Origin of the sequence: Pseudomonas sp. B14-6 (assembly GCF_013260315.1) — a bacterium.
Lineage (GTDB): Bacteria > Pseudomonadota > Gammaproteobacteria > Pseudomonadales > Pseudomonadaceae > Aquipseudomonas > Aquipseudomonas mandelii.
Window position 1 is genome coordinate 3,764,054 of sequence record NZ_CP053929.1, and the last position, 15,499, is coordinate 3,779,552.

At 61.7% G+C, this 15,499-nt stretch carries 18 protein-coding genes; 5 read left to right on the forward strand and 13 right to left on the reverse strand.

The window, feature by feature from the left end:
• Positions 1-10: 10 nt before the first annotated feature.
• The gene (locus HP062_RS17245; protein ID WP_172791782.1) at positions 11-802 is read right to left on the reverse strand and encodes a YfaP family protein; all 792 of its coding nucleotides are present in this window, start codon (positions 800-802) and stop codon (positions 11-13) included.
• A 15-nt stretch (positions 803-817) separates the two neighbouring features.
• On the opposite strand from HP062_RS17245, the gene HP062_RS31140 reads away from it, so the two are divergent.
• From HP062_RS31140 to HP062_RS17265, 5 genes are all read left to right on the forward strand, one after another.
• Positions 818-943, forward strand: coding sequence for a hypothetical protein (locus HP062_RS31140; protein ID WP_255311815.1), 126 nt, complete (start codon positions 818-820; stop codon positions 941-943).
• 367 nt (positions 944-1,310) lie between these two features.
• Positions 1,311-1,553 (forward strand): exodeoxyribonuclease VII small subunit, encoded by a 243-nt coding sequence (locus tag HP062_RS17250; protein WP_007894317.1) that lies wholly within the window; start codon positions 1,311-1,313, stop codon positions 1,551-1,553.
• Positions 1,550-2,452, forward strand: coding sequence for a polyprenyl synthetase family protein (locus HP062_RS17255; RefSeq protein WP_010467332.1), 903 nt, complete (start codon positions 1,550-1,552; stop codon positions 2,450-2,452). The genes HP062_RS17250 and HP062_RS17255 overlap by 4 nt, the downstream gene beginning before the upstream one ends.
• A 92-nt stretch (positions 2,453-2,544) precedes the next feature.
• Positions 2,545-4,443, forward strand: coding sequence for a 1-deoxy-D-xylulose-5-phosphate synthase (dxs, locus tag HP062_RS17260; protein WP_010467331.1), 1,899 nt, complete (start codon positions 2,545-2,547; stop codon positions 4,441-4,443).
• Between the two features lie 132 nt (positions 4,444-4,575).
• The gene (locus HP062_RS17265; RefSeq protein ID WP_372242596.1) at positions 4,576-6,489 is read left to right on the forward strand and encodes a TonB-dependent receptor domain-containing protein; all 1,914 of its coding nucleotides are present in this window, start codon (positions 4,576-4,578) and stop codon (positions 6,487-6,489) included.
• A gap of 105 nt (positions 6,490-6,594) precedes the next feature.
• Here the strand turns inward: HP062_RS17265 and HP062_RS17270 are convergent, their stop codons facing one another.
• The 12 genes from HP062_RS17270 to nrdR all read right to left on the reverse strand — a co-directional run bounded on the left by HP062_RS17270 (position 6,595) and on the right by nrdR (position 15,403).
• Positions 6,595-7,395 carry a cobalamin-binding protein gene (locus HP062_RS17270; RefSeq protein WP_145309999.1) on the reverse strand — a complete coding sequence of 267 codons (801 nt, stop codon included), beginning with the start codon at positions 7,393-7,395 and terminating at the stop codon, positions 6,595-6,597.
• The gene (locus HP062_RS17275) at positions 7,395-7,814 is read right to left on the reverse strand and encodes an MFS transporter (RefSeq protein WP_154913615.1); all 420 of its coding nucleotides are present in this window, start codon (positions 7,812-7,814) and stop codon (positions 7,395-7,397) included. Before HP062_RS17275 ends, HP062_RS17270 begins: the two co-directional genes overlap by 1 nt.
• Positions 7,811-8,428, reverse strand: coding sequence for a GTP cyclohydrolase II (gene ribA / locus HP062_RS17280; RefSeq protein WP_027924335.1), 618 nt, complete (start codon positions 8,426-8,428; stop codon positions 7,811-7,813). The genes HP062_RS17275 and ribA overlap by 4 nt, the downstream gene beginning before the upstream one ends.
• A gap of 251 nt (positions 8,429-8,679) precedes the next feature.
• Complete coding sequence (locus HP062_RS17285; protein WP_010467326.1) at positions 8,680-9,417, reverse strand: ABC transporter substrate-binding protein; 738 nt, start codon at positions 9,415-9,417, stop codon at positions 8,680-8,682.
• Positions 9,418-9,439: 22 nt separating this feature from the next.
• The gene (locus tag HP062_RS17290; RefSeq protein WP_008033735.1) at positions 9,440-9,943 is read right to left on the reverse strand and encodes a phosphatidylglycerophosphatase A; all 504 of its coding nucleotides are present in this window, start codon (positions 9,941-9,943) and stop codon (positions 9,440-9,442) included.
• Positions 9,940-10,905, reverse strand: coding sequence for a thiamine-phosphate kinase (gene thiL / locus HP062_RS17295; protein WP_172791783.1), 966 nt, complete (start codon positions 10,903-10,905; stop codon positions 9,940-9,942). The genes HP062_RS17290 and thiL overlap by 4 nt, the downstream gene beginning before the upstream one ends.
• Before the next feature lie 21 nt (positions 10,906-10,926).
• Positions 10,927-11,427, reverse strand: a complete 501-nt coding sequence (nusB, locus tag HP062_RS17300) for a transcription antitermination factor NusB (protein WP_077749235.1) — start codon at positions 11,425-11,427, stop codon at positions 10,927-10,929.
• On the reverse strand, positions 11,424-11,900 hold the full coding sequence (ribE, locus tag HP062_RS17305) for a 6,7-dimethyl-8-ribityllumazine synthase (protein ID WP_172791784.1): 477 nt from the start codon (positions 11,898-11,900) through the stop codon (positions 11,424-11,426). Before ribE ends, nusB begins: the two co-directional genes overlap by 4 nt.
• Before the next feature lie 91 nt (positions 11,901-11,991).
• Entirely contained in the window at positions 11,992-13,083 is a 1,092-nt protein-coding gene (gene ribBA / locus HP062_RS17310) for a bifunctional 3,4-dihydroxy-2-butanone-4-phosphate synthase/GTP cyclohydrolase II (protein WP_010467323.1), read from the reverse strand.
• 16 nt (positions 13,084-13,099) lie between these two features.
• Positions 13,100-13,762, reverse strand: coding sequence for a riboflavin synthase (locus HP062_RS17315; protein WP_010467322.1), 663 nt, complete (start codon positions 13,760-13,762; stop codon positions 13,100-13,102).
• A gap of 46 nt (positions 13,763-13,808) precedes the next feature.
• A complete protein-coding gene (gene ribD, locus HP062_RS17320) occupies positions 13,809-14,942 on the reverse strand; it encodes a bifunctional diaminohydroxyphosphoribosylaminopyrimidine deaminase/5-amino-6-(5-phosphoribosylamino)uracil reductase RibD (protein WP_102593812.1) in 1,134 nt (377 codons plus the stop codon).
• Positions 14,939-15,403: a transcriptional regulator NrdR gene (gene nrdR, locus HP062_RS17325; protein ID WP_003228656.1), complete on the reverse strand. Its 465-nt coding sequence runs from the start codon at positions 15,401-15,403 to the stop codon at positions 14,939-14,941. The genes ribD and nrdR overlap by 4 nt, the downstream gene beginning before the upstream one ends.
• Between the last annotated feature and the right edge of the window lie 96 nt (positions 15,404-15,499).

A 15,499-nucleotide genomic window follows, 5' to 3' on the forward strand; every position in this document is an offset into this window, starting at 1 on the left:
AGCGGGATGCTTAATAGTTGAAAGTCTTGACCAGCAGCAGGTCACCGATGGCCCGCAGGGGCACGATGAAGGTCTCGCGTTTTTCGTCGACGGTGTTTTCGTTGAGCACCAGGTTGATCTGCGAGGTGATCACCTCGTTCTGGTTGCTGGTCTCCTCGAAGTTATAGCCGCCGCTGCCGAAGTTGCCCCAATAGTTCACGTAAACCAGATAGGTGCCATGCATCGGCGCGGTCATGGTGAACATTTCCGGGCCGGGGCCATCGACGCCGTCCGGATCCAACCCGCCGCCATTGCTCATCGCTGGGCGAGCCCAGAACGCGTGTTGGCCGTCGGGGGTAATGATGTGCAGATCGAGTTCGGCTTTCGGGTCATCCCAACCCAGCACCACGCGAATCCGCGCCGGGGTGCGCAGGTTGTTGGCTTCATAGAATTGAACGCGCTTGAGGGACTTGCCTTCAGAGCTGCGCACTTCAACGCTGTTGGAACCGGCGCCGAACGCATACGGCTGGGCGAATCGCCCCTGGTCGTCGGTGTACAGATTCAGGGGATTGCCGTTGACGGCCAGCGTATGAGGCCCGCGTTGCGTGCCGATGGCCTTGAGCTGGCCCTGGATCATCGTGCGATTGCGCTGCACGCCCCGGTCGATGGGCGGCGTCGGATAGGCGACTTGAGGATATTCGCTGCGGTCCAGCAGGCCGTTGAAGCGCCAGCCGCCGACCGGCTCCGACAACTCAGCCGTCGGCTCGGCCCAGGCAGCGGTCGCGCAGACCAACGCCATCAGCACCAGAAGAAATGAACGCATGTGACGCCTCCTGCCATGCATAACGAAACCTTGCACCCGATCCTCGGCGCGTTACAGATCCTGAAACTGCGTTTCGTCAGAAAGACCCGTGACTATTGGGTCGTAGAAGGCGCGAAGGTTAGCCATTTGGCGGTTTTTTAACAATCGGATACATCTATATTTGCGGTAGGAATCACGCTCATTTGAGTCCGTGAGCCGAATAGCGCGTTTATTCGGCTCACGAAATGAGCCGAATAATCCCCATCACTCACGGAAGCGACATTCCTTTGTGGCGAGGGAGCTTGCTCCCGCTCGGCTGCGCAGCAGTCGTAAATGGCTGAATGCGGTATTCCTGAAAACCCTGGGTAAATGGTTTTGGGGCTGCTGCGCGACCCAGCGGGAGCAAGCTCCCTCGCCACAAGGGGTGTTTTCAACTTGCGATCAAGGCTCAAAAACCCGCCCTCATTTGCCCATACCCCCCATGTCTGCTAGTGTCGCGCCGGTTTAACGTCAACCGGAAATAGCCGCCATGGCCCGCAAAAAAGCTGCACTGGATTTCGAACAATCCCTCGCTGACCTGCAAACGCTGGTGGAGCGACTGGAGAACGGCGAATTGTCGCTGGAAGACTCGCTGACGGCTTTCGAGCAAGGCATCGGTCTGACCCGCGATTGCCAGGCGGCGCTGGCCCAGGCCGAGCAAAAGGTTCAAGTGCTGCTCGAGCGTGATGGCGAGCTGGCCGAGGAACCCTTCGACGCGGATCAGCCGGAATGATTGCTGCGTATTCGGCGACCAGCCAGGCCCGCGTCAACGCTGCACTGGAAACCCTGTTCAACGCGCCGAGCCCTGAGCTCGCGCGGTTGTACGAAGCCATGCGCTACAGCGTGATGAATGGTGGCAAACGGGTTCGCCCGCTCCTGGCCTACGCCGCGTGCGAAGCGCTCGGTGGCAAGGCTGAGCAAGCCAACGGCGCGGCCTGCGCGGTGGAGCTGATTCACGCGTATTCCCTGGTACACGACGACCTGCCAGCCATGGACGACGACGATCTGCGTCGCGGCCAGCCGACCACTCACAAAAAATTCGATGAAGCCTGCGCGATCCTTGCCGGTGACGGCCTTCAGAGCCTGGCGTTCAGCGCCCTGCTCGACCCGCGCCTGAGCACGTCGGACGCTGCTCTCACCTCCGACCACCTCCGCCTGCAGATGGTCAGCGCCCTGGCATTGGCGGCAGGCCCGGCCGGCATGGTCGGCGGTCAGGCCATCGACCTTGGTTCGGTCGGTCTGAAACTTGACCAAAAAGCCCTCGAAACCATGCACCGGCACAAGACCGGCGCGCTGATCGAGGTCAGCGTCAAACTCGGCGCCCTGGCCAGCGGCCGTGCCGAGAAGGACGAACTGAAGTCCTTGCAGACTTATGCACAGGCCATCGGCCTGGCGTTCCAGGTGCAGGACGACATTCTCGACGTCGAAAGCGATACCGAAACCCTCGGCAAACGCCAGGGTGCCGACATCGCGCGCGACAAACCGACCTACCCGGCCCTGCTCGGCCTCGACGCGGCCAAGGCCTACGCCCTGGAACTGCGCGATCAGGCCCTGCACGCACTGCGACCGTTTGACGCGGCAGCCGAGCCGTTGCGCGATCTGGCCCGCTACATCGTCGAGCGGCGCAGCTGACGGCGTATCCGCCAAGTTAAAAGCAACGCGTGGGCAGGGGGCGATGCATCAGGTAAACTGCCGCATCTTTTATACCTATAACGATTCGCCTGATGCCCACGACGTTTCATGAGATTCCCCGCAAGCGCCCGACCACGCCCCTGCTCGACCGTGCCAACACGCCGGACGGCCTGCGCCGGTTAGGCGAAGCCGAGCTGGAAACCCTGGCCGATGAGTTGCGCCTGGAATTGCTCTACACGGTCGGTCAGACCGGCGGGCATTTCGGTGCCGGCCTGGGCGTCATCGAGCTGACCATCGCGTTGCATTACGTCTTCGACACCCCGGACGACCGGCTGGTGTGGGACGTGGGTCATCAGGCCTATCCGCACAAAATCCTCACCGGCCGTCGCGAGCGCATGGGCACCCTGCGCCAAAAGGACGGCGTCGCTGCCTTCCCGCGTCGTTCCGAGAGCGAGTACGACACCTTTGGCGTCGGCCACTCCAGCACTTCGATCAGCGCAGCGCTGGGCATGGCGATTGCCGCCCGCCTGCAGAACAGTGATCGCAAGGCCATTGCCGTGATCGGCGACGGCGCACTGACCGCGGGCATGGCCTTCGAGGCGCTGAACCATGCGCCGGAAGTGAACGCCAACATGCTGGTGATCCTCAACGACAACGACATGTCGATCTCGCGCAACGTCGGCGGGCTGTCGAACTACCTGGCGAAGATCCTTTCCAGCCGCACTTACGCGAGCATGCGTGAAGGCAGCAAAAAGGTCCTGTCGCGCCTGCCCGGCGCTTGGGAAATCGCCCGTCGCACCGAAGAATACGCCAAAGGCATGCTGGTTCCCGGCACGCTGTTCGAAGAGCTGGGCTGGAACTACATCGGCCCGATCGATGGCCACGACCTGCCGACCCTGATCGCCACCCTGCGTAACATGCGCGATCTGAAAGGCCCGCAGTTCCTGCACGTCGTCACCAAGAAAGGCAAAGGCTTTGCCCCGGCGGAAATCGACCCGATCGGTTACCACGCCATCACCAAGCTTGAGCCCGTTGATGCGCCGGCCGCTGCACCGAAGAAATCCGGTGGGCCGAAGTATTCCGGTGTGTTCGGCGAATGGCTATGCGACATGGCCGCCTCTGATCCGCGCTTGGTGGGCATCACCCCGGCGATGAAAGAAGGCTCCGACCTGGTGGCGTTCAGCGAGCGTTTCCCGCTGCGTTACTTCGACGTGGCGATTGCCGAGCAACACGCCGTGACCCTCGCCGCCGGCATGGCGTGCGAAGGCGCAAAACCTGTTGTGGCGATTTATTCGACCTTCCTGCAACGCGGTTACGATCAACTGATCCATGACGTCGCGGTACAAAACCTCGACGTGCTGTTCGCCATCGACCGCGCAGGGCTGGTGGGTGAAGACGGCCCGACCCATGCGGGCAGCTTCGACCTGTCGTTCCTGCGTTGCATCCCCGGCATGCTGGTGATGACCCCGAGCGACGAAAACGAATTGCGCAAAATGCTCACCACCGGTCACCTGTTCAACGGCCCGGCGGCGGTGCGTTATCCGCGCGGCACCGGCCCGAATGCAACGATCGAGAAAGACTTGCAGCCGATTGAAATCGGCAAAGGCGTGGTTCGTCGCCAGGGCAGCAAAGTCGCCCTGCTGGTGTTCGGCGTGCAACTGGCCGAGGCGCTGAAAGTCGCCGAGACGCTGGATGCAACCGTGGTCGACATGCGTTTCGTCAAACCGTTGGATGAAGACCTGGTTCGCGACATTGCCGGCAGCCATGAGTTACTGGTGACGATCGAAGAGAACGCGATCATGGGCGGCGCCGGTGGCGCGGTCAGCGAGTTCCTGGCACGTGAAAACATCCTCAAGTCGATGCTGCATCTGGGCTTGCCGGACAGTTACGTCGAGCACGCGAAGCCTGCGCAGATGCTGGCCGAGTGCGGGCTGGATGAGGCCGGGATCGAGGCTTCGGTTCGCCAGCGCCTGCAACTACTCAACATCTGAACAAATGCAAAACCCCTTGTGGGAGCGAGCCTGCTCGCGATAGCGGTCTGCCAGTCACCTCTTCTTTGACTGACACACCCTCATCGCGAGCAGGCTCGCTCCCACATTGGTTTTCTGTGCCTTTCAAAATTTGTGTTCGCTTTAAAGCGCCAACGGATTACCGATGAAACTCTCCCCCTCGCCCTGACGCTGACCCTGCTGCCGGCCGGCCAACTCCTGGCCGACACCTTCGAACGCGATCAAGCCCTGAAACTCCCTGAAGTGCTGATCAGCGCCAACCGTCAGGTCGAAGCGCGTAACGACAGCAGCGCCGCCAACACCGTTTTCACCCGCGACGACATCGACCGCCTGCAACCGGGCAGCGTCACGGACTTGCTGAGTCGTGTACCCGGTGTGCAAGTCGTGCAAACCGGCGGGCGCGGCAGTCTGCCGGGGATCTACATTCGCGGCACCCAGTCAGCGCAGAGCCTGGTGCTGGTGGACGGCCAACGCATCGGCAACTCAACCTCCGGCGACAGCAACCTGCAACACATCAACATCGACCAGGTCGAGCGCGTGGAAGTGCTACGCGGCTCCCGTTCGGTGATTTATGGCAGTGATGCGATTGGCGGCGTGATCCAGATTTTCACTCGCCGTGGTGGCGAACAAGGCCTGCAACCACGTATGCACATGGGGTTTGGCAGCCATCAGACCTGGGAGCGCAGCCTCGGATTATCCGGTGGCGATGAGAAAACCCGCTTCAACCTCGGCGCCAGCCTCGATGAAACCGCCGGGATCAACCGCACCCACGAGTCCTATCCCAGCGACGGAGATCATGACGAATACCGCAACAAATCGGTCAGTCTGAGCCTGAGCCATGCCCTCACCGACGACATCGAAATCGGCGCCAACCTGCTGGATAACCGCGGCAAAAGCGAGTTCGACAATCCATTCGGGCGCTTCGACACGACGACCTTCGAATCGCTCCAGCAGCAGCCTTACAGCGACTTTGCCGTGAGCAGCATCAGCAGCTATGTCGATGCCCGGGTCAACGACATCTGGAAAACCCGCGTCGAATTCGGTCACAGCGAAAACCGCGAGAAGACCCTCGACAAACTCAGCGATGAACGCAGCGTGTTCAACACGTACCGTGATTCGGTGAACTGGCAGAACGACCTGACGCTCAATGAGCGCAACAGCCTGATTCTCGGCGCCGACTGGTACGAAGACCGGATCAACAGCAGCACCCCGTTCGACGAGGACAGCCGCTGGAACCGCGCAGCGTTTATCCAGCATCGCTACCAGGCGGACAGTTTCTCCACGGAACTGGGTCTGCGCCGGGACCAGAACCAGCAGTTTGGCGGCCAGAACAGCTGGAGCGGCACCTTCACCCTGCCGCTGAACCCGGACAACGACGTATTACTGACCTACAGCGAAGGTTTCCGCGCACCGACCTTCAATGACTTGTACTACCCGGATTTCAGCAACCCGGACCTCAAGCCTGAAACCTCGAAAAGCTACGAGCTGCAATGGCGCAGTCAGTTGACCGAGACCAGTCGTCTCGAAACGTCGCTTTATCGCACGGACCTTGAAGACGCGATTATTTTTGGCAGCAACTCACGGCCACAGAACGTGGCTTCGGCTCGGATCAACGGGTTCGAAGCGGCTCTGAAACAAGAACTGTTCGGCTGGCAGAGCAACCTCGGCGTGGCGATCATCGACCCAAGGGATCGCGACAGCGGCCATACCCTTGCCCGTCGTGCGCGGCGCACCTTGAGCCTGGACCTGGATCGTCAGTTCGACCGGTTCGGCCTCGGCGCCAGCTGGCAAGCGGTGAGCAGCAGCTATGACGACTTGAACAATCAACAGCCGTTGGGTGGCTATGCCCTGCTGGGGTTGCGCAGCAGCTGGGAATTGAATCGCGAGGTCAAGCTTGAGCTGAAAGTCGATAACCTGCTGGACAAGGGCTATAGCCGGGCGTTGTACACCCATGATGGCAGTCAGTATGGGTATCGCGAGGAAGGTCGGGCGTGGATGTTTGGGGTGACCTGGACGCCTGGACTCTGAATGTATGGTGTTCGGGCGGGCCTCTTCGCGGGCAAGCCTCGCTCCTACAAGGATCACCCCGGACCTGTAGGAGCGAGGCTTGCCCGCGAAGGACGCACCTTGGTCTTAGCGGTCGGGCGCGATGACCTGGCAAAGTTTGGACGTCGCCTCGATCATCTGCCCACTCGGCCGCTCCAACCCCTTGTCCGTCACCAACAGCAACCGCCCCTGCGCCACCGCCGCCACCTGCGGCCAGGCTTTCCACGCCTCCAGCTGCGCCTGATCACTGGCCAGAATCACGTCGGGATTACGCTGCAACACCGCCTCGACGCTGACCTGCGGCGCCGGCAATGTCAGGTCGGCGAATACATTGCGCGCCCCGCACACCTCCAGCGCATCACTGATGATCTGCCCGCCGCCAACGGTGTACAGCGGCCGATCCCACACCTGATAAAACACCCGCAACGGTTGATCCCGGCGATATCGCTGGCGCAGCAGATCCAGGCGCTGGCGTAATTGCGCGGCCAATGAAACGCCACGCTCAGGCCGACCGAGTTGCGTGGCAATCGCTTCGATCTGCGCAGTCAGTTGTTCGAGGTTGTGGGGTTCGGCGACATACGTAGGGATGTTCAGGCGCTTGAGTTGTTCACGCTGGGCCGGGCCAACGCTGCCGGGCCAGAGCAGAAGTAAATCGGGTTTCAGGCTGAGCAACTGCTCCATATCCAACTGGCCATAGCGGCCAACCGATGGAAGCCCGTTGAGTTCGGCAGGACGTTCACCGGCATCCAGCACGCCGACCAGAAGGTCCGCGGAGCCCAGTTCGACAACGATTTCAGACAGAGACGGCGCGAGGCTGACAACGCGCTCAACAGCGCAGGCCATGCCGCTGCCGGCCAGCAGCATCAGCGCCAGCCAGAAGCGATACATCAGCCGAGTTGACGCGGGATACGGTAGAGGTAGAACAGCACGGTGGTCGACAGCGCCAGCAGCACCAACGGCACCGCTTCAAGGCCGACGAACACCGCCAACGCGCCGATCCAGGCCGGCAGGCTCGCAACCAGCAACGCCGTGCGGCGCTTGGCGGCCAGGACAATCCAGGCGGCGGGTTCTTCCGGGGTGTCGAGGGCTTTCTGGGTGGAGATCAATGCGTGCTTGTAGCCACCAAAAAACTTCAGGCTGACAAACATCGAGGCGACACCAGCGATGAAAAACGGCATCGCCAGCACCGGCAGGAGCGCCTCGCCCTGGCCGAACACGCCATTGATCACGAACAGGGGCAGCAGGGCCAGAGCCAGGTATTGCCACCAGTTGAAGGACAATCGCCGCCGTACTTGACCGCGCGTCACGCCCGGTCTGCCTCGCCCTGATGCTCGTTGCCCATCATGTGGTCGAGCTTGCTGGCCTTGGTGGCCAGGTAGAGTTTGTTGTGCGGGTTGTGACCGGTGTGCAGCGGCACACGCTCGGCGACCACGATGCCCATGTCGGTCAAGGCTTTGACCTTGCGCGGATTGTTGGTCATCAGGCGCAGGGATTTCACGCCCAGGTGTTCCAGCATCGGCAGGCACATGGCGTAGTCACGCTGGTCGGCGGCAAAGCCCAGACGCTCGTTGGCTTCAACGGTGTCGGCACCGCCATCCTGCAACTCATAGGCGCGGATCTTGTTCAGCAAGCCGATGCCACGGCCTTCCTGGCGCAGGTAAAGCAACACGCCACGACCTTCACGGGCGATGGCCTGCAAGGCGGCCTCAAGCTGCGAGCCGCAGTCGCAACGCTGGCTGAACAAGGCGTCGCCGGTCAGGCATTCGGAGTGCAACCGACCCAGTACCGGGGCACCGTCGGCGAACTCACCCAGGCTCAGCACCACGTGCTCGCGTCCGTTCTCTTCATCGAGAAAGCCGTGCATGGTGAATTGCGCAAAAGGCGTTGGCAGCTTGGAAGCGGCGACAAAAACGACAGGCACCGGTGTGCTCCTGATCAATGAGTACTGGAGTTTCGCAGAGGCGGCATTGTAACAGCAGGTTCCTACAGACGCTTAGGCTGAATTATGGGGCATAACGATCAAAAAGTTAGATCTCAGGTCCGTCCAAGCACCCTGTGGGAGTGAGCCTGCTCGCGACAGCAGTGTGTCGGAACACCGATCTTTAACAGATAGTCGCCATCGCGAGCAGGCTCACGCCCACAGGAAATCATCAGTGCCACAGGGACTTGTGTTCATTTCGAATCGAACGGATAGGGTTGTTTCCAGCGTTCGAAGATCGGTTTCAACCGGCCGCTTTTCACCAGCAACTCCATGCGCTCATCGAACAGCGCCATCAACGTCCGAGCCTTGGGCGTATCGGCGAAGCACAGGTACAGCGGCAATTCCGCGATGTGGGTGCGACGAAACTGCGAAGGATCCTTGGCCCACTTGAGGACATAGTCGACTTCGGTCAGCGCATCGATGTAGTAGTCGGCGCGGTTGTGGGTCAGCATCGACAGAATCCCGGTGCGCCGGATGACTTCGTTATAGCGCTGCACGTTGGGCAGGTAATCCTGGTAGTCGTAGCCGCGGACCCAGGCCAGTCGATAGTTGCCCAGCGTCTCCAGGGTCGGTGCCGGATTGCTCGCCAGGCCCAGGGCGTAGATGTGATCGGTATCGAAGTTCCAGCGCGGATAAAGCAGATCGCTGTTTTCGTCGCGGTAGGAGCCGACACAGGCATCCACTTCGCGGAGTTGCGCCAGGCCTACGGAGCGGGTGTAAGGCTCGGTGCGGATGTCCAGTTTTACACCGGCCGGCTCGAACACTTCCCGCAGCACGTCCCAACCCAGGCCATGACCGTCAGCGGCGGTGTAGTCTTCCCAGTCTTCGCTGGCCAGATGAATCACGGACGGCGTCGTCGTGGCATCGCCCGCTCGGACGATCGAGCAAAACATGGCGAACACCATCACAACCCACCAGCGCCGAGCCATCCCTAGTCCCCTGTTTCGCCCGTCAGGCGAAAATCCACACCAGCCCTTGCATGGCCAACCACGCAAACACGCCTGCCAATACGTCATCGAGCATGATCCCGACGCCACCGTGCACATGCCGGTCGATCCAGTGAATCGGCCAGGGCTTGAGAATGTCGAAGAAGCGGAACACCAGGAACCCCGCCAGCAACCAGTACCAGCCTTCCGGTACCAGCCACAGGGTGATCCACATCCCGACCATTTCGTCCCAGACGATGCCTTCGTGATCGTGTACCCGCAAATCGTCGGCAACCTTGCCGCACAGCCAGAAGCCGAACAGCATGGTGATGCCGAGCATCAGCCAGTAACCCCAGTCGGGCAGCATCTGCCACAACGGGATAAAGGGTAGCGCAACTAACGAACCCCAGGTGCCCGGTGCCTTTGGCAAGGTGCCCGAGCCGAAGCCGAACGCCAGGAAATGCCAGGGATTGCGCCAGACCGAAGGCGGTACGAATTCCGCCGGGACCTGTTTGGGATGATCTGTCACGGTGTCTCCCGAAAATGTTGATAGCCCCGGGTTTGCGGGGTGATGTCCTGTCCATCGGCGTCCAGCAGTACCACGCCCTGCCCGGCCTCTACCCTGCCGATCACATGGATCGGCCAGCCGGCGGCCAGCAACGCGGGCAACTCGACGGACGGTAGGGTGAAGGCCAGCACGTAATCGTCCCCGCCGCTCAACGCTGCCGCTTGGGCGCCCGATTGGCCGAGGAAGGCCACTAAAGCGTTCGACAGCGGCAATCGGTCCCGTTCAACTTGAATGCCGACCTTCGACGCCAGGGCAATATGCCCGCAGTCAGCGAGCAGGCCGTCGGAGATATCCAGCGCCGACGTGGCTTTGCCGCGTAGCGCCTGGCCCAACGCCAGCTGCGGCCGCGGCGACCAGTAATGGGCCAGCAATGGATCAGCGATGGCGGCGTCAGCCGTCCGCTGCCCCAGCACCAGCGGCAAGGCACCCGCTGCATTACCCAACTCACCGCCCACGCAGAGCAAATCGCCGGGCTGCGCACCGCTGCGGGTCAACGCCTTGCCGGCCGGCACACGACCAAACACGGTCATGGTCAGGCTCAGCGGCCCACGCGTGGTATCACCGCCCACCAGCGCCACGCCACAGTGCTGCGCCATGACGTTCAAACCACGGGCGTAAGCGTCCAGCCAATCGGCGGTCACCGTCGGCAAGGTCAGGGCAAGGGTAAAGGCGACGGGGGTGGCGCCCATGGCGGCCAGATCACTGACGGCCACAGCCAGCGAACGCTGACCGAGCAGAAAAGGGTCGCAAGGCTCTGCGAAATGCACGCCGGTAACCAGCGTGTCGGTGGAAATGGCCAACTGCTCCCCGGGGGGAACAGCGAGCAAGGCGCAGTCATCACCGATCCCGAGGGCAACGCCTTCGCCGCCTTGCGCACAAGGCGCGGCGGCGAAGAAATTGCGGATCAGCTCAAACTCGCCCATGTGGCAGCTATCAAGCGCCGATTAGCGCTTGAACGCCTTCACTTCAGCTTCACGCAGACGCGGGGCCAGCTTGTCGAGTACACCGTTGACGAATTTGTGGCCATCGGTGGAACCGAAGACTTTCGCCAGCTCGATACCTTCGTTGATCACAACGCGGTACGGCACGTCGACGCGCTTGAGCAGTTCCCAGGTCGACAGGCGCAGAACAGCCAGTTCAACCGGGTCCAGCTCTTCGATGGTGATGTCCAGGCACGGCGTCAGTGCAGCGTCGATTTCAGGCTTGTTGGCCGGAACGCCGTGCAGGATGTCGTGGAAGTACGCGGCATCGACATCGCTGAAATCGTTATCGACCCGAAACTGCGCTTCGATCTCGTTCAGCGACTGCTTGGCCATGTGCCATTGGTACAGCGCTTGGGTCGCGAGCTGACGGGCTTCGCGACGCTTGACGCTTTTCGATGGCTTGCCGGCATCCGCAGGCTTTGGATCGCGCGGGTTGAAACGATCACTTTCGTCGCTAATCACTTGGCCTCCAACTGCGCCAGCAGGCTGACCATTTCCAGAGCGGACAGGGCAGCTTCGGCGCCTTTGTTACCGGCCTTGGTGCCGGAACGTTCGATGGCTTGCTCGATGGAATCAACGGTCAGCACGCCAAATGCGACTGGAACGCCGAACTCCATGGACACCTGGGCCAGGCCCTTGGTGCATTCGCCCGCCACGTATTCGAAGTGCGGAGTACCGCCACGAATGACCGCGCCCAGGGCGATGATTGCCGCGTACTCGCCCTTCTGAGCGACTTTCTGCGCAACCAGCGGGATTTCGAAGGCGCCAGGCGCGCGGATGATGGTGATGTCGGTTTCGCTCACGCCGTGGCGAACCAGGGCATCAACTGCACCGCTGACCAGGCTTTCAACGACGAAGCTGTTGAAACGGCCCACTACCAGAGCGTAGCGGCCTTTAGGGGCGATGAAGGTACCTTCGATGGTCTTCAGGGTCATTCGTTAGATCTCTTAAAGAGCCGGGACGCGTTTTCTACGCATCCCTCGGTGATGTGTTAGCCGCGAATCAAGGACTGGAAACAACCGGTCATTATTCGGAGGGCACGTATTCTACAACTTCCAGATCGAAACCGGATATCGCATTAAATTTCATTGGCGCAGACATCAAGCGCATTTTGCGCACGCCCAGGTCCCGGAGGATCTGCGAACCGGCACCGACGATGCTGTAGGTGGTCGGTTTTTTCACGATAGCCTGATCCGCAGTTTCACGGATGTGCGCCAGCAATACGTCGCCATCGAGCGGGTGACCGAGCAACAGCACCACGCCGCTGCCGGCCTCGGCCACCGCAGCCATGGCGGCGCGCAGGCTCCAGCGGCCCGGTTGCTTGACCATCAACAGGTCGCGCAGCGGGTCCATGTTGTGCACGCGAACCAGGGTCGGTTCTTCGGCACACACGGTGCCCAGGGTCAGGGCCATGTGCACGTCACCTTCCACGGAATCACGATAGGTCACCAGGTTGAACTGGCCCAGTTCGCTGTCCAAAGGCTGCTCGGCAATCCGCTGAACGGTACGTTCGTGGATCATCCGGTAGTGAATCAGGTCGGCAATGGTGCCGATCTTGATGTTGTGTTCGGCCGCGAAGGCTTCGAGCTCGGTGCGACGGGACATGGTGCCGTCGTCGTTCATCACTTCGCAGATCACGCCGCTTGGCTCGAAACCGGCCATGCGCGCCAGGTCGCACGCCGCTTCGGTGTGGCCAGCGCGGGCCAAGGTACCGCCGGCCTGGGCCATCAGCGGGAAAATGTGGCCGGGGCTGACGATGTCTTCAGCCTTGGCGTCTTTCGCCGCAGCCGCTTGCACGGTGCGTGCGCGGTCGGCAGCGGAAATACCGGTGGTCACGCCTTCGGCCGCTTCGATGGACACGGTGAACTTGGTGCCGAAGCCGGAACCGTTGCGCGGCGCCATCAAGGGCAGCTTGAGCAGCTCGCAACGCTCGCGGCTCATCGGCATGCAGATCAGGCCACGGGCGTGCTTGGCCATGAAGTTGATGTGTTCGGCCTTGCAGCACTCGGCGGCCATGATCAGGTCGCCTTCGTTCTCGCGGTCTTCGTCATCCATGAGGATGACCATCTTGCCTTGGCGGATGTCTTCAACCAGTTCTTCGATGCTATTGAGCGCCACAAGGCACCCCCTTGGGTCAGGATTTGAGGTAGCCGTTGGCGGCCAGAAAGCTTTCGGTGATGTTTCCGGAGGTTGGCTCTGCGGCCTTGTCGCCCAGCAACAGGCGCTCCAGATAACGTGCCAGCAAGTCAACTTCAAGGTTTACCCGGCGACCTGGCTGGTATGACGCCATGATGGTTTCGCTCAGGGTGTGCGGAATGATCGTCAGCATGAACTCGGCGCCATCGACCGCGTTCACGGTCAGGCTGGTGCCGTCGACGGTGATCGAACCTTTATGGGCAATGTACTTGGCCAGGTCTTTCGGCGCACGGATGCGGAATTCCACGGCGCGCGCATTCTCGGTACGGGAAACCACTTCACCCACGCCATCGACGTGACCGCTGACCAGGTGCCCGCCGAGGCGAGTGGTCGGGGTCAGGGCTTTTTCCAGGTTCACCGGGCTGCCGCTTTTCAGGTCGTTCATGGCGGTGCAGTCGAGGGTTTCGCGACTGACGTCCGCCGCAAAGCCGTTACCCGGCAGCTCAACCGCCGTCAGGCACACGCCGTTGACCGCGATGCTGTCGCCCAGTTTGACGTCGCTCAAATCGAGCTTGCCGGTTTCTACGTGGACCCGCACATCACCGCCTTTGGGGGTCAATGCACGAATACTGCCGATGGATTCGATGATGCCGGTAAACATGGAGTTCTCCTCGAGAACAGGGCCGTCGCGTGGCGCAGGCCGGGAATTATACGCTCGCCGCTGGCGCAGGAATGGCGATGACTCGCCAGTCATCGCCAACCGCGCGAATTTCGGTGATTTTGAGCTCAGGCGCATCCTTCATTTGCGCGATCGGCCAGTCCAGCAGCGGCCGAGCCGAGGAGCCGAGGAACTTGCCGGCGATGAAAATCTGGAATTCGTCCACCAGACCTTGCTGGGCAAAAGCCCCGGCCAGACGCGGGCCTGCCTCAACCAACACTTCGTTGACCCCGCGTGCAGCGAGTTCGACCAGCAATTTTCGCAGGTCAACCAAACCATCGTCGCCCGCCACGATCAGGCATTCCGGGCCGTTCGCGTACTGCTCTTCAATCGCCATGCAGGTGGCGACCAATGCCGGCCCGGCCTTGAAAAACGGTGCATCCAGCGGCACTCGCAGACGGCCGTCGATCAGCACGCGCAGCGGCGGACGGCTCATGGCCTGGGCCGTTTGTTCGGCGTCCAGGCCCAGCTCATCGGCACGCACGGTCAAGCGGGCGTTGTCCGCCAGCACCGTGTCGGCGCCGGTCAGCACCACGCTGGCCTGCGCCCGCAGGCGTTGCACCGCCGAACGTGCGGCCGGGCCGGTGATCCATTGGCTCTCGCCGCTTTCCATCGCCGTGCGACCGTCCAGGCTCATGGCCAACTTGACCCGCACGAACGGCAAGCCGTGTTCCATGCGCTTCAGGAAGCCTTCATTAAGCTTGCGCGCCTCGCCTTCCAGCACGCCACTTTCGATGGCGATGCCGGCCTGGGCCAGGCGCTGCAGGCCGCGACCGGCCACCGACGGGTTCGGGTCTTGCATCGCTGCGACGACCCGCGCAAGGCCAGCATTCACCAGCGCATCGGCGCAAGGCGGCGTATGGCCGTGGTGGCTGCACGGTTCGAGGGTCACGTAAGCGGTGGCACCTCGAGCCTTGTCGCCTGCGGCACGCAGTGCGTGGACTTCAGCGTGGGGCTCGCCGGTGCGCACATGCCAGCCTTCGCCGACAATCTGCCCGTCACGCACGATCACGCAGCCAACGCGAGGGTTGGGGTGTGTCGTGTAATGGCCTTTGCGCGCCAGTTCCAGGGCGCGGGCCATGTAATGGGCGTCGAGGATGGCTTGTTCGGGGGACGTGGTCATTCTTTCACCGGCTCACGGGCCAGGCGATCGATCTCTTCCCGGAACTCGTTGAGGTCCTGGAAGCGCCGATACACGGAGGCGAAACGAATGTAGGCGACTTCGTCGAGCTTTTGCAGCTCGGCCATCACCAGTTCACCGACCACGAGGGATTTGACCTCGCGCTCGCCGGTGGCGCGCAGTTTGTGTTTGATATGCACCAGCGACGATTCGAGGCGCTCGACACTCACCGGGCGCTTCTCCAGCGCACGCTGCATGCCCGCGCGAAGTTTTTCTTCATCGAAGGGCTGACGGCTACCGTCGGTTTTGATCAGGCGCGGCAACACCAGTTCGGCGGTCTCGAACGTCGTGAAACGCTCGCCGCAGGCCAGGCATTCACGCCGGCGGCGCACCTGTTCGCCCTCGGCGACCAGACGCGAGTCGATGACCTTGGTGTCGTTGGCACCGCAGAAGGGACAGTGCATGGTGGCAGGCAACAAAAAAAGGGAGGGCCATGGTAGCGCATCCCCGTGGCAAGACAAGACATAGGGTTTACGGTATACAGACTGGCTATAGAGCTT